The organism is Bradyrhizobium elkanii USDA 76 (genome assembly GCF_023278185.1).
Lineage (GTDB): Bacteria > Pseudomonadota > Alphaproteobacteria > Rhizobiales > Xanthobacteraceae > Bradyrhizobium > Bradyrhizobium elkanii.
This window is the reverse complement of sequence record NZ_CP066357.1, coordinates 133079-152008: the sequence shown is the minus strand read 5'-3', so window position 1 is coordinate 152008 and position 18930 is coordinate 133079. Positions and strand designations below refer to the sequence as shown.

Genomic DNA, 18930 nt, shown 5'->3' with positions numbered 1-18930 from the left:
ATCAGGTGAAGACGAACCGCCAGGACGTCATTTCCCTCGCCCGGCGCTTGAACCTGACGTTACGTCACGTCGTATGGAGATTGGCCTCTGGGCTTACAACGCGCGTCGGTCCACACATGCAGCCAGACCAACCTTCAACAACTAAGGGGTTCAAACGATGCTATTCTTCTTTTTGCTGTCGATCGCTTTCGCTGTCTTCGGCACAATTTACACCGTCAGCGCATGGCTCTCCCGCCGCCCGCGCAGCCGCAACTTCGTTCGTCCGACACAAACGCCTAAGCGGAGAGCGTTCTAAACTGACAATCAAGCAAGGTACCTCGTTGCGATACTCTCGATAAGGGAAAATGCCATTGTTGCCTCCTCCTGAACATTCCAGTTCGTGGTCGAGCGGGTGCTGTCGCGTGGCAGGTCGCGGACTGAGTCTATCACAATAAGCCGGGCAATCCGCATGTCCACCTCATGACGACGCTGCGGCCTCTCGGACGGATTCGGGCCAAAGCGGGTCCTGGTCATCAGTGAAGACGGGGCAGCCGCTGCGCATGAAATCCGGCAAGATCGCCTACCGGCTTGGGGCCGGCGCCAAGCAGGAGTTCCTCGAGCAGCGCAACGCTTGGCTCGACCTGCAGAATCAGCATCTCGCCCTGAACGGCCACGAGATTCGTGTCGATGGACGGTCCTAGGCCGAGCGCGGGATGGACGTCCTGCCGACCACCCATATCTGCGTCGCGGCCAAGGTCATCCAGCGCCGGGCAGAGCGCGAGGGACGTGATCCCAAGCTCGAGCGGCTGCGTGTCTTTGACGAGAACCGGGTCGAGACGTTGAGGCGGATCCAGTGTGAATCGACACCGAACATTGCCCCCGCACGCGCGAAGTCAATCAGGCACCACTTGGGACGCCGATCGGCGTCCGGACCCCACGCAGATTCACACCGTGACTCACGATCGTCTGAAATCTCTGCTCACGATCCCGCGAAACATGCAAGCTCCTCCGAATCGCTTGATTGCGAGAGCTCGACGATAACGGAGCTAGAGCTGGCCCCGGTTGTTTGGACAGCGCCCCGCTGGATTTAAGTGGATTCCTGCCGGGTTATGCTGAACGCGGGGCTTTACGGTTTTGTCGTTGCGTCGGGAGGGCGTAGCCCGACCAGAGCGACGACAAAACCGTCGGCGACGGTCATGCGGCCATCACCATAGCTTGCGTGCCGAAGTAAGCCTCGTCGGGCGTGCGCCCGTCAAGGCTCGAGTGAGGGCGTCCCTGATTGTAGAAGGCCAGATACTTGGCAATTGACGCTCGCGCCTCGGACACGCTGTCGTAGGCGCGGAGATAAACTTCTTCGTATTTGACCGTGCGCCAGAGCCGCTCGACAAACACGTTGTCGCGCCAGGCGCCCTTGCCGTCCATGCTGATGGCGATCTTCGCGTCCAGCAGCACATCGGTGAACTCGAGGCTGGTGAACTGGCTGCCCTGATCCGTGTTGAAAATCTCGGGCCTGCCGTGCTTCGCCAACGCCTCCTGGACCGCTTCGACGCAGAAGGCCGCCTCCATTGTGATCGAGACGCGATGGGCCAGGACCCGTCGGCTGAACACATCGACGACCGCCGCGAGATAGACGAAGCCACGCCGCATCGGAATGTAGGTGATGTCCATTGCCCACGCATGGTCGGGCCGCTCGATCTTCAATCCGCGCAACAGGTACGGGTAGATCTTGTGACCCGGAGCCGGCTTGCTCGTGTTCGGGCGACGATAGACCGCCTCGATCCCCATGCGCTTCATCAGCGTCGCGATGTGGCGGCGACCGGCGTATACCCCCTCCCGCCGCAGCAACGATCGCAGCATACGCGCTCCCGCGAAGGGATAATCGAGATGCAGCTCATCGAGCCGACGCATCAAGGCAAGGTCCTCGGCCGAAACTGGCCGAGGTTCATAGTAGACCGTGCTGCGAGCCAGCTTCAGGACCTTCGCCTGGCGCACGATAGAAAGATCATGACCGCGGTCGATCATCGCTTTGCGCTCAGCAGGCCCGCCTTGGTGAGCGCGCCGGACAAAAAATCGTTTTCCAACGCCAGCTCGCCGATCTTGGCATGTAACGCCTTCAAATCGACCGGCGTCTCGGCCGATGTCTTGTCATGCCCAAACACGCCGGCGGCGCCTTCCAGGAGCTGGTTTTTCCAGATCGTGATCTGGTTCGGATGAACATCAAACAGTTGCGCCAGCTCCGCCAGTGTCTTGTCTCCTTTGACCGCAGCCAAAGCAACCTTCGCCTTGAATGCCGGAGAATGCGTCCGGCGGCTCTTCTTCGTCATCTTCGCTCCTGATTCGCAGCAAGAATCCTCGCCGCTGTCAGGCAGAAAATCCACTCAAGCTACTGTCCGAATTTGCGGGGCCAGCTCTGCTGTCTGCCCCGAGCGCCGACCGCAATTACGTGATCGTTTGCAAATTTTGGACGCCATGGACTGACTTCCGTGGGCGGGACCACCATCTCTTGCGTCCCGAGACCGCCTTCGATGAACAAAGGGGCAATGGTGGCGGCGGCGTCCAGGTTGAAGGCGTGTTGTCTTACTTCATCAGGCGACTGGAGTGGCGTCGTCGGTAGGAGCCCCTTTTTGCTAAGTGAACCGATCAAGGCACCAGGAGCTGATCGGCCATGATCCCATCCCAGGCCGGCGATATGTGTGAAGTCTTCTCTAAAAGTCCTCCGCAGACACGCCGGCCTGCATGTCAACGGCGAGGTCTGACAACTGGCCTGGCAGATTCAGGTGGTTCGGCGCGTCGTTCAAGATGACCGTAGATGATGGCTCGGCCCTCGCAGCCCGCGATGGCGCCATTGCCTGTGTCCTCCCAAGGGTCCCATCCTGGTTGGTTGGAAATTGAAGGCATCATGGTCTCCGCGATATTGACCTCGGCGCTGCACCGGCGGATCGGAGATCCCTACGGGGCACTATCCGCGTCACTGATCTAGATCAAGTGACAGGCATCGCGTTTGGCTGGTCCTTTTCATTTCCACAACAGGGACCAAGACTTCGCGGCCCATCTCGCACGACTTTCCTCAAGTTCATGATCCGCGGGCTGAACGGAGTTCGACATATAGGTGACCCGATCGACCAGTGAATAGCTGGATAATGCTGGCGGCCCTTGCCGGCGCCCGTGCCATCGCCGAGCATGAAGCTCGACGGAAGCCTCAAGACCAACAAAACAACTTGGGAGCCGTGAAAAGAAATCGAGAACCTTCGCACGGGCAAGCTTCTTGCGAACGATCTCCCCATCCTCTGTGATCCAGTGGATTTGGAACCAACTTTTTGAGATATCCAGCCCAATTGTCATCATAGGCATAGCTTGTCCTCCTTGGGGGTACTCTCGCAGCTTATCAGAGCGGGGACCGTCCATCTCATTATGTGCGGGATGACCGGCGGTGGGCTGGCGCCGCCGGCTGTGGTCTATTACGCCTCGAGCGACCGACGGGGCGCGCATCCCCAGAAGCATCTGGCCGCCTTCGCTGCCATCCTGCAAGCCGATTGCTATAGCGGCTTCGAGCCGTTGTTCGACCCGCAAAAGAAAGCGATGCCGATCACGCCGGCATTCTGCTTTGCGCACCCTCGTCAATATTGCCGATCGCGAGTTCTGCCTTCACGAGCCAGCAGGCGAAGTGACGAGCAGAAGCCTCGTAGCCGCCCACTGTCAGGCAGGAATGTCCCTGCGCCCGTAGATCGGCCACAAACTCGTTACGAGCGGGGCGAGTTCGCTCGCATCCATGCTGCGCTGACAAATGCGGCGACTTTGTTTTGGCTTGGCCATCGTCGGCCTCCTCTCGTTGCCATTAAAACAGCGAAGGAGACCTCGAATTATGCTGAGTCAGAACCCTCCGGCTTCGGTGTAAGCTATTGATAGCAAGGAAAAACTGCGATCAGCTTACAGCCAACTCTGCATAATCACGTGCTCCACATAATTGCGGAAGTCGACTGGATGGCTGGCGAGGAACACCTTCACACCAAAGGGGATCATGCCGAACGGACCGCCCGGATCACCCGCTGCAAGTGCGCCTCGTCAACATCCACGCCGGCGCGCACGACCACCTCGCCAATCGCAATTTCGATCACTGCGCCTGCCACAGAAGCCACCACACCCTCGCAAACTCGAGGGCCGCGAGCGATAATGCCGCTCGGCCCGAGCATCACGGCGCCAGGCGAACAGCTGCGACGGGTGAATGCCGATCCGGCGGGCGATCGCCGATACGCTCGCGCCAAGCTCCAGCGCCTCTGTCACAACCTGCGCCTTGACCTCGTCCGACCAGCGTCGGCGAAGCTGACGCGGCGCTCCCTCAAGACGGTCGGCGACCGCTTCGATCATATGGAAGGTTCTAGTTCCAGAACTAGGCGCAGACATAGAAGCTCACATCGGCTCACAAACTCAGCAGCCGATAGCCGATCGCTCACCCACTCCGCCAGGCGGGGTCTCTTTGCTTTGAATTACCCACATCTGCCGCCTCAAGGCCGACACCGCTTTCTGTCATCGGAGGTCGTCAGCTTCTTGTAAGGTAAGCCCTCGCAATCTACCGGAATCAGAAGACCGGCTCTGCGGTTCTCAACGGGAGACGAGGCATGGATTCTATCGAGCGAGCTTTGGCTGCGCACAGCTTGCCAATAATCGTCGAAGAGGAAGAAATGCTGAGTTCGAGTACGGAAGCTTCCCCACCAGCCGGTCCAACGGACTCTCGCCAGCAGCGAAGCGCGCTGAGAATGGTCGAATCGTCGAACGGGGTGGACAATTCGCTGGGCAGTATGTCCCGGGAGTTCCGCGCGGTGCTGGCCGGGACACCGGAAGGTCTCCCGGATTCTCGCATGAATCGCCCCTATCGTGAGTCCGCGTTGGGTGACGGTCCTCGCCTTGTGCGCAACCCGTCACAGGGCCTCGCTAGCGACAGCTCTGAGGGCATTGTCAACCGCAACGCCATTTTAGATTCATCGGGCGGTTTTGCCTCAGAGGCTGACATTAACGATTATCGCCAGTGGTGCTTTGAGCGGTTGGCCAGCAGTAGGCAGGGAGCCCATCCACTGGCCTTGTCCGTTGCTTCGGCAGAGCGATCGCCGCTAGCGTTGCCTGACGATGCTCGCCGTGTGCCGCATGATGGGGCCCGTGAACCGACCATCCCAGGTCAGCAAGCCGCTTCATCGCCTTCCATCGGGCCTGGGCGCTTGGGGCGTCGAAGCGACACCATCGACAGTTTCGAGAACTTCATGGAGAGCCGAGACGACACTAGTGACAGCTTGAGTTTCGCTGCTTCAGAGGAGAACCTGCGTCGCCAGCGCACCCTCCTTGAGTTGGCTCGACTGGAGCCTTCCCGTGACAGAATACGCAGCGACGACCCAACGCTGCGCGAATTCGCCCACGCATTCGCGCTTCAGCGCGGCGAGCAACCTGGGCCGTCTGTTGTGGATCCGGCCGGCGAACTCGGCTTTCAGAATCAGGAAGCCGCCGGGCCATCGTCTTCCGCCGAGCCTTTACGCCATCGCCAGCGACTGGATCGCGCAGCAACAGGACCAATGAATAACTCCGGGAATCTGGATTTCGGGCCTGTTGTCGGCCCGAACTGGGTCCATCGTGATCAACCGGCACCTGATCCTCTGATCCGCCAATTGCGTGAGCGCGACTTGTTGCCAAGTTCGAGCCGGCGGCAGAGGAGCATCGACATCAATGGTGTGTCCTATACGGTCGTGAGGGGGCCGGGAGGACCGCGGGACATTCGCCTCTTCCGTAACCGGTATGTTCCGCCGCCGCAATCTCGTATCGCCACGCCGTGAGCAGCCCGCGCGGGCAACGCCTTGCACGCGGTGAGATACTGTGATCTGGCGGGGACTATCTCTACCGACCAACATCGAACCGGTCGCCGCGACCGAGGCAACATCATGGGTCGTTTAATCGCGCGAGGTCAATTTCGATCTTTCTTCGATCTCTGCATTCGTTTCGACGTAGCCGTGGCCGGTTGGCGCCCCGATCTTTGACCAAATGATCGAGAAGCTTGATTTCGGAATCCGTCAGCGCCGTTTGCGGCGGCGCATTCGGCGTGGAGCGATTGAGCATCGTCATCCAGAAGACGCGCGAGCTCACAATGCAGAAAACCGCGATCAGATTGACCAGACGCTCAGCGGTTCACAATTTCGAACCCTCCGCCTTGCAGCCCGATTTGAGGATCTTATGGAAGACTTCGATCTTCCACCGCAGCGCGTACCATTCGATCTTCTCGATGGCGTCCTTTCGCGATTGGACCGGGAGATCGGTGAGAACCTTCCACTCGATTTTCTTTCGCCGCTTCGGCGTTCCCCGCTCTTGAGCATGGATCACGGTCAGAGTGAGTGCGGGATATTTCTTCTGCTTGCCGATCGGCGGCAGAACTCGGAGCTTGCGGAAACGAATTTCGAGAAGTGCTTCATCCGGATCGCCTTTGTCGTTCTTGACCTTGATCCGGTGTAGGCCCTTGATCGTAACCTCGTCCATTTCATCGGCAATTGTATGATTGCCGTCCCCGGCAAGCCGATCAACGCAGGTTCGCACCAGGAAATGCGTTCCAATCTTCTCGGCCAGACAGAACAGCTCATAAATGTCGCTCTCGCGATCGCCGATATGAACGCATCGTCCGGGTGCAGCGAGAAGGTCGGACGCTTGCCGCAGATTTTCCAGCCAACGGACACTCTCCTTCTGTTCGATCGGAACCCGTGTCGGATTGATCTTGCGCTTCAGCGCCGTCGTCCCCTTGAACTTCTTGCGTGTCCAGAACTTGATTGCGGCCAGGCCGAGCGGAAGTCCATCGGTCGTCACGGCCAGGCTCGAATGCATCAGGATGCCGCACTGCGTGCGCCCCGCCGTCTTGCCCGTAAAGCCAATCAGATCCGGTTTCTCGCGCTTGAAGCTGAATTCCGGGCATCGTCAACTTAATCGACCGCCGAGCCGAAGGAGGCGATTCTCAAAGGTTCGAGATTCGGCGATAGCGCTTGTCGTGGAGATTTCGCGCCAAGTCGCAAAGGCTCGCTCGCGCGAAGCACGACGGAAGTCGGCGGTGACAGCTCCGGGATAGGGGATGTGGCAAAGGTTCGCGACCTGATCGTGAACTGACAGAAACCGTTGAGCCTGACGGGACGATTTGAAACGCTTCATGATCCGCTCGCGTCGCCGCGTCGGCTGATGAGAATTCTCGGCCCGATTGTTGAGAGCTTTGTGCTGGCGATGTTCGCCGTGAAAGCCCATCTTCGCCCTTGCAGCGCCGTACGAACGGAGCTTGTCCGTGATCATCACGCGCGGCGGCGTGCCGGCGGATTTCAAGAGCTTCTTCATGAGCCGCTGGGCAGCGCGCGAGTCTCTTCGGCGCTGGATCAAGACGTCGAGAACGAAGCCATTCTGGTCGACAGCGCGCCAGAGCCAATGTTGTTCGCCCGCGATCGAGATAACGACTTCGTCCAGATGCCATTTGTCACCGCGAGCGGGTGCGCGCTGGCGGATCCGATCGGAGAACGGCTTGCCGAATTTCCGTCCCCACTGGCGCACGGTTTCATAGGTCACGCCAATGCCACGCGCCGCCAGCATTTCCTCGACCATGCGCAAGCTTAAGGGAAACCGGAAATACAACCAAACGGCATAGCTGATGACTTCCGGCGAGAAGCGATGGCGGCGATAAAGAGGGTCCCGGGTGGTCGGCATGCCCGTCGTCAACCCCATCGGCCGCTCCAATTCGTTAACTTGACGGTACCCGTTGAGGCCCTCGATGCTGATCTCAGGCGAACCGAGCGTCATGCCGGCGCAGTAGCCTTCATCGAACATCCAGTTCGGAAGCTCGCGGGATAGCTCCGGTCGCTCGTGCGTGTAGATGCACGTCAAATCCTTGCCGCGCCGGAATGGCGACACCTGGAGCGTTCGCCCGTACAGCGGATGCCAAGGATACGTGATCGTCGCGGAACGAAAACCGTATGTAGAATGTCGAGAGTTGGCTGCGGCGACCGCGGAAGACAAACAAATGACCACTGAGCGGGTCTTTGTGCAGCACCTCCTGCACCTGGAGCGCTAACGACGGAAAGCCTCGGCGCATGTCCGTGTAGCCTGTCGCGAGCCACACTCGCGCGCCCGTCGGAACCGGGATCATCGGCGGACCAAAGCATCGAGAACGCGACGTAGCGCATCTCCATCAACGTCGCCATCGACCCGGATGCGGTGCCCGCTACCCAGATCAATCTCGATGATGCCATGGCTCTTCCGCCGACGCGCCGGCGCCAACGGCACTTCGGCCGCCTCCCGCGGCGGCACAGACGGCCCAATCTCGACCGGCACGAACGGCGCAATGCTCGCTGCACCATGCTTGCAAATCTCCTTACGCCACCTGAACAGTTGGCTCACATGAAGCCCGGCTACGCGAGCCACCTCGGAAACATTGGCGCCGGGTTCGAGCGATGCTGCAACAAGCCGCTCCTTCTCATCCTGTGACCATCGGCGCCGCCGCTCGACCGATGTGATTACCTCCGCCCTCGAAATCGTCATAGCGCTTCTCCTAGGATTACCCCTAGGACCTGCAGCGCTCGCGTTCGTCAAACAAGGCGGCCCTCAATGGAGGGATAGCGGTACGACGACCCCACCTCGTTTAGGTGGACGGGATGAGCGAGACTCGCGCGTGGATTTGACAACGCGAGGGACGCTCGTTCCATGCATCAAGACAGACATCAAGACGGGCATGATGCCGCCTCCTATCAGCGGATCGAGGTGATCACAGGGGAGAGGCGACGGCGCAGTTGGAGCGATGCGGAGAAGGCGCGGATCGTGGCCGAGAGTGCCGATCCGGAGACGAGCATTTCCGAGGTGGCTCGACGCAACGGGGTGAACCGGGGACTGCTCAGTGTGTGGCGGCGCCAGGCGCGGCTCGCGTCGAGCGAAGCGCCGCAGTTCGTGCAAGTCAGGCTCGAGGCCGCCGTCGAGGCGCAGCCGAACGCGATCGATAAGGCGCATGTTCTGACGGATCCGGCCGAGCGGATCGAGGTGATGATCGCGGGCGCGACGGTGCGCGTGCCCGTCGGCGTCGACGCCGCGACGCTGGAGCGCGTGCTGGCGGCGGTGAGATCGACGCGATGATCTCTTTCGGTCCAATGGTCCGTGTGTTCGTCGCGACGCAGCCGATTGACTTTCGTAAAGGCGTTCATGGCCTTGTCGCGCTGGTAGCGGAGGGATTAGGCGGCAAGCCCTACAGCGGTGACGTTTATGTCTTCCGATCGAAGCGATCGGATCGTTTGAAGCTACTGGTTTTTGACGGCTCGGGAATGGTTCTAGCGACGAAGTGGCTGGAGAATGGGGGCTTTGCCTGGCCACCTGTTCGCGAGGGTACGATGCCGGTGACGGGGGCGCAACTGGCGATGCTGATTGAAGGTCTTGCGGAGTGGTCGCGTGTGGTCCCGAAGGTGACGAAGCGGCCGACGAAGGTTGCCTGAAGCGTCTTGTTTTGCTGGCGATTGCGAGTGCGTTCGTGTAGCTCTGCGATATGGCGCTTCGCCCCGAAGATCTCCCCTCTGACCCTGCGGCTCTTGCCGAGATGGTGCTGGCTTTCGAAGGCGAGAACGATGATCTGCGCGCAGAGATCGCCACGTTGAAGAGCCTGATCTTCGGCGCACGATCGGAGCGCGCGGCGATCGTCTGCGCCGAACAGATCGCGTTTGATCTGGAACGGACCGCCGGCTCACAGCTCCCGGCCAATGACGACAAACCGGACGCGCCGCGGCCGGAGCGGCGCAAAGCGAAGCGCAACATCGGCGCGCTGCCGGCGCATCTGCCTCGGGTCGAGCGGGTGATCGAGCCGGCGTCCACGCTGTGCCCGTGCTGCACGGGTCAGATGCATCGGATCGGCGAGGAGAGCAGCGAAGCGCTCGATCGGGTTCCCGCGTGGCTGCGTGTGCTCCGCACGATCCGTCCAAAATACGCCTGCCGCTCCTGTGAGGGCCCGATTGTCCAGGCCCCGGCACCGGCGCGGCTCGTCGAGGGCGGCATGGCAACGACGGCGCTGATCGCGCATATCGCCGCGGCCAAATATGCCTGGCAATCGACGCTCTATCGCCAGACGCAGATCCTGGCGGGTCAGGGTGTCGTCGTCGACCGTCAGACGCTGGCGCGCTGGATGGGGAGCGCGGCGTGGCTGGTCAGGGGCCTCTACGATCTGCAACTGAAGACTATGCACGGCTTCGAGCGGCTGTTCTGCGACGAGACGCCGATGCCAGTGCTCGATCCGGGACGCGGCCGCACGAGGATCTGCCAGTTCTGGGCGCACGCGACGGACGATCGGGCGTGGAAGGGGCCGGCCGCGATCGAGGAGAGGATCCGCGGTCTCGATGCTGGGGAACGCCGCGCGACGCGACAGGCCGAGACGAAGCCGCTGATGGAGGCGTTGAGGGCCCGTCTGATCGCGGTGAAGGACGGGATCTCCCGCCGCTCGACGCTCATCAAGGCGATCGACTACATGCTCGAACGCTGGCAGGGCCTGACGACGTTCCTGGATGACGGGCGGCTCGAGCCGGACACCAACACGGTCGAACGATCGATCAGGCCAATTGCGATCGGAAAAAAGAACTCGTTGTTCAGTGGTGACGAAGGCGGGGGCGAGACCTGGGCGATACTCGCTTCGCTTCTTAACACAGCGAAATTGAATGGCCTCGACCCCGAGGCGTATCTCGTCGACGTTCTCGATCGCATGGTGAGCGGCGCCACGAAGACCAACCAGCTTCACGAACTTCTGGCCTGGAACTGGAAGGCCGCACGCGAAGCCGAAAAGCGGGCCGTGGCATGACGAAGCCGAAGCAAGGGCGGGGAACGCGAAAAGCACGCAAGACGACGATGGCGGACTATGCCATGTCGTTCGAACGGCTCGGGCAATGGATCAGCAAGCGCGCCAGGTCGCCGACGCTTCGGCATCCGCGGGCGACGTCGCTCTCCATGCTCGATGGCGCGGTGGCCGCGGTCGTCGCCGGGCCGGTCTCGATGGCGTCCGAGGAATGGGTGTGCCCGCTCCTCGGCGTAGATCCCGACGCCTTCAATCACGACACCGAGGAGTTCTCGGCAATCGCCGCCACGCTGATGCGCCACAACGCTATCAGCGAGACGCTGTCGACGAGACCGGAGAGCTTCGAGCCGCTGTTCGTGCGATCACCGGACGGCGAAGTCGACCCGCAGCCCTGGTGCATGGGCTTCTACGCCGTCATGAAGCTTCGGCTTCTCGTCTGGTCGCGGCTTCTCCCCCCGAATGGAACCGAACACCTTATGCTGCGGCCGATCTTGGTCCATTGCATCGACGACGCCGGTCGACCCTTGCTACCCCCGGCCCGGCGCACGCTGGGAACGCAGCCCATCATCCAAAACGCCTGGCGCAACATTCCAGCAACCGTCGAGGCCCTCCGGCAGTTCTGGATGCCTATACGCTTCAAGCGCGGTGCGTAGGCCGTCCGCACCAAGTCCGTGGCTCCGTGGGCCTCTCGTACCGTTTACAATGGAGGGATACGCAGCAGGTGTGGTTCGCCGGAAACCACTCCGATGTCGGCGGTAGCGGAAGCGGAGCTGGGTTGGATAGCGAACTTTTTCGACGGCATGTCATGATGACGGTGTCGCCCGGCGGCAGCGATGGGGGAGAGCAATCGTTCGACATAGGTCAGGAAGCGTCGCCATCCAGCGGACTGGTTAGACAAGCGGCGCGATTGCTATTCGCACTGTTTTCGTCGATGAAGACGAGGCGCTTAGGGTCAAGATCGACTTGCCCTTCGAACCACTCCTCACGCGCAGCATCTATCTCCGCGCCGTTGCTCGGTGGCGTGTGCTATCTTCTTTAAACGTGACTCTTCTGCGGTTAAAGAAGCGCAAGAGCGACGCGATGCCGGCCGATATTCTACGACGTTTCAAACGTTCTCGCATCCGGCGAGCGTGATATTTCGCGGTCATCGCCTCCACAATTAGCTGCGCGTGTGCTTCGATGCGCTGCGATTTGCGGTCGTAGCCCTGGACTTTAGTAACGAAATCGCCAACCCTGAGGCGACTGCGCCAACGGATCGCGCTGGCCGGGCTGACGCCAAAACGCTCGGCGCGCCTGTCGACAGGACAAGCCCCCGTCAATCGCAGCTACCACCCTTTGGTGAAGATCAACGGAAAGCACCTTGGTCATACATATGGCCCCTGCATCTGACTCGCGCCGTTTAAGGAATCACCTCAGATACATTCCGGTGGAAAAATGCTCCAGAGCAGCAATTTCGTTGAGCAAGCATTTCATTGGGGGCTAGTACCCGGAATCAGAGCTGAGTGATACGGCGGCCTTTGAAACGGCGTTGACGGACCTTTTTCTTGGTCCAGACGAAGGGCTCGGCTCTGTCGTTGTATGCGTTGACGTAGGCATCGATGTGTTCCTGAAGCTGCTTGAGGCTCGTGAAGGAGGTGCCGCTGAGCGACTGCCCCTGCAAGATGGAAAACCATACTTCGACCTGATTGAGCCATGACGCACTTGTCGGCGTGAAATGAAATTGCACGTTGGGGTGGGCCTTGAGCCAGTCCTCGTTCTTTTTATGGGTGTTGAGGTTGTCGAGGATGACGTGAAGCTTGCGGTTCGGAAAAGCCGCGGTGACGCTGTTCATGAAATCGAGAAACTCGACGCGGCGCCGGCGTTTTGAATGGGTCGCGATGATCTTTCCGGTGGCGACTTCGAGCGCCGCAAACAATGTTGTGGTGCCATGCCGCTTGTAATCGTGGCTTTGGCCGGTCAAGGCGCGGCCATTGGGCAACTTCAGATAACCCTGCGCTCGCTCCAAAGCCTGGATCGAGGGCTTCTCGTCCACGCACAGCACAATGGCCTTCGCCGGCGGCGCGACATAGAGGCCGACAACATCGGCGGCTTTGGCCGTAAAGTTCGGGTCGTTGCTCTCGCACCAGGACTTGCGAGCCACCAGGTCAATCTTGTGGCTGCGCAGGAACCGCCAGACATATTGGACATCGACATCGCCCAGCGCCTCGGCCAGCAGGGGGCCGGTCCAGCGCGCAAACCCTTGCGGTGGCGGCTTATCCAGCAGCTTCAGAATCCGCTTGTCGGTCGTCTTCGTATAGATCGGCTGCTTGCCAGGCCGCGGCTTGTCTTGCAGCCCTTCAAGGCCATGGTCGGCATAGCGATGCCGCCAAAGGCTGACAATCCGCGGCTGGACCCCAACTTCCTTGGCGATCGACCGGGTGCTGCGCCCATCCGCCGCCAACAGAACTATCCGCGCCCGCTTCAAATCGCGCTGCAACGTCACCGGTGAGCGACAGCACGCCTCAAGCACCTTGCGATCTTTCCTCGAAAGGTGGACTTCTCTTGCTTCGGGTATCATCCCGACCTTGAATCACGACTCACGTTCCAAGAAAAGTGGGTACTAGATCACGCGGATGCGCAACTAAGTTCGGGCGCGCGCCGTGAGTTAATGAACTCGCGGGATTTTGGATCAAAACTGTATTCTTGAAGTGCCGTGGTTCGGATACATTCATGCGAGGACATAGCTCACCAATTTCTACCGATTTTGTTGAAATTTGCGCATAAGCTAGACGACATTCCCTGACTGCTGCTTGACGCGCGCTACACTGCGCCGGCCGTTAACGCCGATGGGCACCTCACCGTCTATGGCCGCGCGACGGACAAGGCGAGGCTGGTCTCCGTAATCCTTGGCCGCATAATGCATGGTGGCTCGGTTGTCCCAGATCACAACGTCATCCTGCCTCCAATTCCAGCGCAGTGTGTTTTCGGGCGCGATGATGTGAGACTCGAATAAATCGAACAGCCTCTGGCCGTCATATTTCGGCACGTCAACAAAGCGTTTCGCATACATGCCGAGTACTAGCGCACGCTCGCCGGTCTCGGGGTGAACACGTACGAGCGGATGCTCGGTCTCGAGCCTCGCTTTAAGGACCTTTTCATAATGCTTCTTGTCAGCTTCGGTTGGCCGAGGAAATATAGCGGGATCGAACGCGTTGCTGTGAACAACCCAGAGGTCATCGGCAAGCCGCTGCAGCGGCGGCGGCAAATCGAGATATGCGGTCGTGGTGTTTGCCCATACCGTGTCGCCGCCGGTTGGTGGAATTACAACGCCTCGGAGCACTAAAATCTTGGGATAGGCCTCCATGTAGGCCATATCGATGTGCCAACAGTCAGCTCGGAGACCGCGCACCGCATCAATCTCGATCATCGAAATCGTTCCCTTGAGAGTACTCACCGTTGGAGTCGGTGGGAGAGCTTTCCCAAAGCGACACGCGAAGCGTTCCTGTTCGACGTCGTCCAGATGAGCCTGCTCGCGGAAGAAGATGACCTTGTATTCAAGCATCAGACCGTTGATCGCAGCGATGGTCTGCTCCGGCAAATCGCCCGACAGCTTGATATTCAGTATTTCAGCGCCTATACGCCCCGAGCGTTTGACGATATCGGCAGGTGAAATGACGCTATCGATCAAAGCCCGCTCACTCATGGCAGCATTCTCCAAATGGCTAGATGATTTGTTGGTCGTGTTGTTGTTTTTGGTACATACTGTTTCATGTCTCTATTTTCATTGCAGCTACCTTTCCTGGTGGTTGATCGTACCCATCAAAATGCAATGTGACCTGCCAGTGCGTATTTCCTCCAGAAGGGTGATCTGAGGCCGGCAAACTGGACCATTTTTGGCTAGAGTTGGCGCTGCATAAATCCCTCGGCTGGGAGGAGCGACGACGATGAAGGCCTCGAAGTTTTCGGACGCCCAGAAGGCGTTCATTCTCAAGCAGGGCAGCGACGGGGGCGCGGTGGCGCAGATCTGCCGCAAGGCCGGGATCAGCCAGGCGACCTACTTCAATTGGAAGAAGAAGTATGACGGTCTGCTGCCGACCGAGATGCGCCGGCTGAAGCAGCTCGAGGAGGAGAACGCCAAGCTGAAGAAGCTGGTGGCCGATCTGTCGCTCGACAAGGAGATGCTGCAGGACGTGATCCGCCGAAATGTATGGTCTGCCCCGCCTGTGCAAGGCTCTTGGGCGATCCGACCTCGACAGTCTGCGTAAATGTATCCGGCCTCTCGCGAGTGGGCTGCGGTTGCAGCCAGGCCATGATGAGATCAGCACGCCGCGTTCCCAGATAGCTAATCGGGCACTGGCCCGTTTTCGGCGAAGGGCTTACGCGGCGCCGATCAACCGTCTCGTCATCACTACCTCGAACCTCGCAGTCTGCTGCCCGGGCCCTACGGGAATGCGGGAAGCCGCCGCTCGTAGGTCGAGCCGGGCCGCGTGAGGATGACCCCGGCCACCCGCGCAATCTTTGCGGCCAGGGCCACAGTGACTTTGTTGGCATGCATGCGCTTCTCGAGGCCGGTCAACCACGAACCCAGGCGATCGGAAGTACGGTTCAGATGCATGACGCATGACCTTGCGCCGTGAATCAGCAGCCGTCTGAGGTAATGATTGCCTCTTTTGCTGATCCCAAGGAGGGTCGTCTTACCACCCGTTGAGTGTTCGCGAGGGACCAACCCAAGCCACGCGGCGAGGTCTTTGGCCCTTCGGAACTGACTAGCATTGCCGGCGCTCGCGACGAATGCCGTCGCCACCAGTGGGCCTATCCCGGGAACAGTCATGAGCCGCCGCGCTCGTTCGTCACTCGCCGCCAAAGCCTCGATTTCACGTGTGATCTCGGCGATGCGGTGCTCGACGTGCCCGAAGTCCTCGAACAGCCGACGAAGCGTGCGCCTCATCATCGGCGTCAGATCATTGCCCTCGTCGGTCAATACGCGAGGGAAGTCGGCTTTGAATTTGCCGATGCCCTGATGGATTGCGATCCCGTATTCGAGGCAAAACGCCCGCATTTGGCAGACGAGCTGAGTTCGCAGGGCAACCTTCTGATCTCGGATGCGGTGCAGCGCCTGGATATCGACCTGGGCTTCCAATTTGATCTCAACAAAGCGCATCGCGGGTCGGGTGGCGGCCTCGGCGATCGCTTCCGCATCGATGATATCGTTCTTGTTGGACTTCACGTAGGGCTTCACGAACTGCGCAGGAATCACTCGGACCACGTGCCCGAGCTGTTGTAACTTGCGTGCCAGCCATTGGGAGCCTGGGCAAGCCTCCATCGCGACGGCCGTACGCTGCGCGGCATCGAAGAACTGCAAAAGTGTGTCGCGGCGGAGCTTTACTTTTTGAATGACTCTACCGCCTGCGTCGGTTGCTACGACATGGAAAACATTCTTTCCGATATCGATGCCGAACACAGCGGCGGGCTGAGGCTTGTTGCGCAACATTTTCTGGTCCTTTCTCGGTCGAAAACTCGCCGCGCAGTATGCGCGGGTTCGGCGGGGCAGACCATCCCATTAGCTATGAGGCCTGGTCGGAAGCGCAAGCTCGTCGATGAGGTTTGTGGTGAGTGGCAGGTCTCGATCCGCAAGGCTTGTGAGGCCCTCGAGTTCGATCGATCGACCTACCACTACAAATCTCGCCGCTCCGGCCAGGCCGCCCTCGAAGCACGGATCAAGGAGATCTGCCATGTTCGCGTTCGCTACGGCTATCGCCGCGTCCACGTCCTGCTCCGCCGCGAGGGATGGCGTCATGGCCAGAACAAGACCCGTCGCATCTATCGCGAATTGGGCCTGCAATTGCGCAATAAATCGCCGAAGCGGAGGGTCAAGGCCAAGCTGCGCGATGACCGCAGGCCAGCGACGCGCGCCAACGAGACCTGGGCGATGGACTTTGTTCATGACCAGCTGGCAAATGGTGGCAAGCTCCGGGTGCTCACGATTATCGATATCTTCTTCCGCTTCTCGCCCGCCTTGGAGCCGCGGCTCACTTTCCGCGGCACCGATGTTGTCGAGGTGCTGGAAAGGGTTTGCAACGAAGTGGGCTTCCCGGCGACGATCCGCGTGGACCAAGGCAGCGAGATCGTGTCGCGTGACGTCGACCTCTGGGCCTACCAGCGCGGCGTCACGCTGAGCTTCTCACGCCCGGGCAAACCGACCGATAATGCTTTTATCGAAGCGTTCAATGGCCGCTTCCGGGCCGAATGCCTCAATGCCCATTGGTTCCTGTCGCTTGCGGACGCGCGGGAAAAGGTGGAGACTTGGCGCGCCGGCCACATTCGAGCCTTGACGGCGGCACTCCGGATCAAGCCTACTTCACCTCGCCGCCTATTCGCATGGCGGCCTAACCCCGGCAGAGGCTCCACTTAGCCATTCCGGGTACGTCGTGAACCACGACTTACCCGATTTCTGTGTAGAGCGACTGCCGCTCGCAGCGCGACTTCACCTCGAAGATTTCGCGCAAGAGGCCGCCGGCCTGGACCCCGAGATCAACATAGCTATCCATCGAAAATGGTCTCAAGCGGTAGCTGCAATGACCCGTGCTTTGCCCCGGGAATGTCCTATAGCCGATAATGGCGCAATCAACAGAGCTGCCGAACGAAACGTTCCGCCCATAAAAAACGAGCCAAGGTGCTTGTCGCGGAAAATTCGTGTGTTGTTATCACCCTGTTCAAGAGCGCTGACCTTGCCCCACGGGCTTAATCCAGTTTGAAGTTCGCTCTGGCCCACGACAAGGACCAGAGCATGAAGCGCAGCCGCTTTTCGGAAGAGATGGGGTATTCGGTCCCGATCGCCTAACCTATTTGCTGCGCGGCACGTTTTGACTGACGATCATGGACCAACTCTATCCGAAGGAGAAACGTCATGATCTACGTCGGCCTCGATGTTTCGCTGAATTCCGTTGCGGTATGTGCGGTGGACGAGACCGGAAAGCTTATCCGGGAGGGAACGACGTTGGCGGACGCGCCATCGATTGTGCAGTACCTCGAACCATGGGCTGGTCAAGTTGAACGGGTGGGCCTTGAGGCAGGACCGACGTCAGAATGGCTGACCGCAAATCTAATCGAACTGGGGCTGCCGGCCGTCAGTATGGAAGCCCGCCAAGTTAAGGCGGCGCTTTCGGCCATGCCGGTGAAGACCGATCGGAATGACGCCCGTGGGATCGCGCAGGTGGTGAGAACGGGATGGTTCAAGCCTGTTCACGTCAAGAGCATCGGCAGCCAAAGGGCGCGGACGCTGGCCGCGGCTCGCAAGCATATCATCCGCTCCATCGCTGCCACAGAGCAAGTCATCCGCGGACTTCTGCGTCCGCTCGGTCTCAAAGTCGGAATCGTCTCGCGGACTCTGTTCGCGGCGCGAGTTCGTGAGTTGGTCGGCGATGACGCCTTGCTGGAGGCGATCATGAATCCACTGCTTGCCGGACGCGAAGCGCTGATGCGGGAGTACGCCCGACTGCATCGTCTGGTTCTGAAGGCCGTGCGCAGTGACCCGGCTTGTCGGCTCTTGATGACGATGCCAGGGATCGGCCCGGTCTCTGCATTGACTTTCCGCTCCACTGTGGACGATCCCAGGCGATTCCTGCATTCCCAATCAGTCGGCGCCTATCTCGGGTTGACGCCCCGGCGATACCAATCTGGCGAGGTTGATCGGGTGGGACGGATCACAAAAGTCGGAGATGGAGAGACGCGCACAGCCCTGTTCGAAGCTGCCAACGTCGTTCTCAGGCCATCAACCCGATGGTCTCCGATGAAGGCCTGGGCGGTGCGTGTTGCCCACCGGCAAGGAAGCAAGCGTGCGAAGGTCGCGCTGGCCAGAAAGATGGCTGTCGTCCTTCACCGAATGTGGGTTGATGGAACCGAATTCCGATGGACGGCGGTGGCGTAAGGACGCCATCGTCATCCCAAGAGACGCCCGTCGCGGGGCGTGGGGATGGTCGAGTTCGTATGATCTGTCGTGGCGTCCGCCCTCCAGGTCGGGTGACTACGCCGAAGAGCTTGAACCGACCATTCAACCGAATCCCATCGTGTGGCGGCTTTGCCGACCACGAACAGAAGCAAGGTACCCGCGGCACGCGCTCTTAAGGGATTGACAAAAGCAGACCGAATACAGAAGC

13 protein-coding genes and 6 pseudogenes are annotated in these 18930 nt (G+C 60.0%); 10 read left to right on the top strand and 9 right to left on the bottom strand.

Annotated features, from left to right (window positions below; translation table 11 throughout):
• The first annotated feature begins 539 nt into the window (after window positions 1–539).
• Entirely contained in the window at window positions 540–680 is a 141-nt protein-coding gene (locus JEY66_RS43760) for a MobA/MobL family protein (protein ID WP_244620954.1), read from the top strand.
• A gap of 493 nt (window positions 681–1173) precedes the next feature.
• On the opposite strand, the gene JEY66_RS43755 is transcribed toward JEY66_RS43760, so the two are convergent.
• Window positions 1174–2303 (bottom strand): IS3-like element ISRj2 family transposase gene (locus tag JEY66_RS43755; RefSeq protein ID WP_086023025.1). Its coding sequence is split into 2 segments (ribosomal slippage): window positions 1174–2051 and window positions 2051–2303, totalling 1131 coding nucleotides; the frame shifts between segments, so codons are not numbered across the junction.
• Between the two features lie 1105 nt (window positions 2304–3408).
• Here JEY66_RS43755 and JEY66_RS43750 point away from each other — a divergent pair.
• Window positions 3409–3598, top strand: a pseudogene (locus JEY66_RS43750) (IS66 family transposase); the annotation flags it as partial.
• A gap of 572 nt (window positions 3599–4170) precedes the next feature.
• Here the strand turns inward: JEY66_RS43750 and JEY66_RS45645 are convergent.
• Window positions 4171–4344: pseudogene (locus tag JEY66_RS45645) on the bottom strand (transposase); the annotation flags it as partial.
• Window positions 4345–4595: 251 nt separating this feature from the next.
• On the opposite strand from JEY66_RS45645, the gene JEY66_RS43740 reads away from it, so the two are divergent.
• Entirely contained in the window at window positions 4596–5795 is a 1200-nt protein-coding gene (locus JEY66_RS43740; protein ID WP_141382228.1) for a hypothetical protein, read from the top strand.
• Window positions 5796–6144: 349 nt separating this feature from the next.
• Here JEY66_RS43740 and JEY66_RS43735 read toward each other — a convergent pair whose 3' ends face one another.
• From JEY66_RS43735 to tnpA (JEY66_RS43720), 4 genes and pseudogenes are all read right to left on the bottom strand, one after another.
• On the bottom strand, window positions 6145–6876 hold the full coding sequence (locus tag JEY66_RS43735) for an IS4 family transposase (RefSeq protein ID WP_390894020.1): 732 nt from the start codon (window positions 6874–6876) through the stop codon (window positions 6145–6147).
• Between the two features lie 47 nt (window positions 6877–6923).
• A pseudogene (locus JEY66_RS43730) lies at window positions 6924–7686 on the bottom strand (IS6 family transposase).
• Between the two features lie 289 nt (window positions 7687–7975).
• A pseudogene (tnpB, locus tag JEY66_RS43725) lies at window positions 7976–8125 on the bottom strand (IS66 family insertion sequence element accessory protein TnpB); the annotation flags it as partial.
• Entirely contained in the window at window positions 8122–8517 is a 396-nt protein-coding gene (gene tnpA / locus JEY66_RS43720) for an IS66-like element accessory protein TnpA (RefSeq protein WP_018273744.1), read from the bottom strand. The pseudogene tnpB (JEY66_RS43725) and the gene tnpA (JEY66_RS43720), both read right to left, overlap by 4 nt.
• 162 nt (window positions 8518–8679) lie before the next feature.
• Between tnpA (JEY66_RS43720) and tnpA (JEY66_RS45640) the strand changes: the two genes are divergently transcribed.
• Genes tnpA (JEY66_RS45640) through JEY66_RS43700 form a run of 4 tightly spaced genes read left to right on the top strand, consistent with a single transcriptional unit; the run spans window position 8680 to window position 11448 of the window.
• A complete protein-coding gene (tnpA, locus tag JEY66_RS45640; RefSeq protein WP_018273743.1) occupies window positions 8680–9102 on the top strand; it encodes an IS66-like element accessory protein TnpA in 423 nt (140 codons plus the stop codon).
• Window positions 9099–9455, top strand: coding sequence for an IS66 family insertion sequence element accessory protein TnpB (tnpB, locus tag JEY66_RS43710; RefSeq protein ID WP_018273742.1), 357 nt, complete (start codon window positions 9099–9101; stop codon window positions 9453–9455). The genes tnpA (JEY66_RS45640) and tnpB (JEY66_RS43710) overlap by 4 nt, the downstream gene beginning before the upstream one ends.
• A gap of 50 nt (window positions 9456–9505) precedes the next feature.
• Window positions 9506–10801, top strand: a complete 1296-nt coding sequence (locus tag JEY66_RS43705; RefSeq protein WP_026193390.1) for an IS66 family transposase — start codon at window positions 9506–9508, stop codon at window positions 10799–10801.
• On the top strand, window positions 10798–11448 hold the full coding sequence (locus JEY66_RS43700; protein ID WP_063712394.1) for a UPF0149 family protein: 651 nt from the start codon (window positions 10798–10800) through the stop codon (window positions 11446–11448). The genes JEY66_RS43705 and JEY66_RS43700 overlap by 4 nt, the downstream gene beginning before the upstream one ends.
• An 839-nt stretch (window positions 11449–12287) precedes the next feature.
• Here the strand turns inward: JEY66_RS43700 and JEY66_RS43695 are convergent.
• Together JEY66_RS43695 and JEY66_RS43690 are read right to left on the bottom strand one after the other, a co-directional pair.
• A complete protein-coding gene (locus JEY66_RS43695) occupies window positions 12288–13352 on the bottom strand; it encodes an IS630-like element ISRj1 family transposase (protein ID WP_026192128.1) in 1065 nt (354 codons plus the stop codon).
• A gap of 207 nt (window positions 13353–13559) precedes the next feature.
• Window positions 13560–14477 carry a TauD/TfdA dioxygenase family protein gene (locus JEY66_RS43690; RefSeq protein ID WP_018273739.1) on the bottom strand — a complete coding sequence of 306 codons (918 nt, stop codon included), beginning with the start codon at window positions 14475–14477 and terminating at the stop codon, window positions 13560–13562.
• 241 nt (window positions 14478–14718) lie between these two features.
• Between JEY66_RS43690 and JEY66_RS43685 the strand changes: the two are divergent.
• Window positions 14719–14976 (top strand): annotated as a pseudogene (locus JEY66_RS43685) (transposase); the annotation flags it as partial.
• A 239-nt stretch (window positions 14977–15215) separates the two neighbouring features.
• On the opposite strand, the gene JEY66_RS43680 reads toward JEY66_RS43685, so the two are convergent.
• Window positions 15216–16265, bottom strand: a complete 1050-nt coding sequence (locus JEY66_RS43680; RefSeq protein ID WP_018273737.1) for an IS110 family RNA-guided transposase — start codon at window positions 16263–16265, stop codon at window positions 15216–15218.
• Window positions 16266–16337: 72 nt separating this feature from the next.
• Here JEY66_RS43680 and JEY66_RS43675 point away from each other — a divergent pair.
• Window positions 16338–17084: pseudogene (locus JEY66_RS43675) on the top strand (IS3 family transposase); the annotation flags it as partial.
• Window positions 17085–17681: 597 nt separating this feature from the next.
• Window positions 17682–18701: an IS110 family RNA-guided transposase gene (locus tag JEY66_RS43670; protein ID WP_018273734.1), complete on the top strand. Its 1020-nt coding sequence runs from the start codon at window positions 17682–17684 to the stop codon at window positions 18699–18701.
• The last annotated feature ends 229 nt before the right edge of the window (window positions 18702–18930 follow it).

What these genes read in the sequence shown, in the direction of transcription:
- JEY66_RS43705 (WP_026193390.1), top strand. Translation starts at nt 9,506, where the DNA reads ATGGCGCTTCGCCCCGAAGATCTCCCCTCTGACCCTGCGGCTCTTGCC.
- JEY66_RS43695 (WP_026192128.1), bottom strand. Translation starts at nt 13,352, where the DNA reads ATGATACCCGAAGCAAGAGAAGTCCACCTTTCGAGGAAAGATCGCAAG.
- tnpB (WP_018273742.1), top strand. Translation starts at nt 9,099, where the DNA reads ATGATCTCTTTCGGTCCAATGGTCCGTGTGTTCGTCGCGACGCAGCCG.
- JEY66_RS43700 (WP_063712394.1), top strand. Translation starts at nt 10,798, where the DNA reads ATGACGAAGCCGAAGCAAGGGCGGGGAACGCGAAAAGCACGCAAGACG.
- JEY66_RS43680 (WP_018273737.1), bottom strand. Translation starts at nt 16,265, where the DNA reads ATGTTGCGCAACAAGCCTCAGCCCGCCGCTGTGTTCGGCATCGATATC.
- tnpA (WP_018273743.1), top strand. Translation starts at nt 8,680, where the DNA reads ATGCATCAAGACAGACATCAAGACGGGCATGATGCCGCCTCCTATCAG.
- tnpA (WP_018273744.1), bottom strand. Translation starts at nt 8,517, where the DNA reads ATGACGATTTCGAGGGCGGAGGTAATCACATCGGTCGAGCGGCGGCGC.
- JEY66_RS43760 (WP_244620954.1), top strand. Translation starts at nt 540, where the DNA reads ATGAAATCCGGCAAGATCGCCTACCGGCTTGGGGCCGGCGCCAAGCAG.
- JEY66_RS43670 (WP_018273734.1), top strand. Translation starts at nt 17,682, where the DNA reads ATGATCTACGTCGGCCTCGATGTTTCGCTGAATTCCGTTGCGGTATGT.
- JEY66_RS43690 (WP_018273739.1), bottom strand. Translation starts at nt 14,477, where the DNA reads ATGAGTGAGCGGGCTTTGATCGATAGCGTCATTTCACCTGCCGATATC.
- JEY66_RS43740 (WP_141382228.1), top strand. Translation starts at nt 4,596, where the DNA reads ATGGATTCTATCGAGCGAGCTTTGGCTGCGCACAGCTTGCCAATAATC.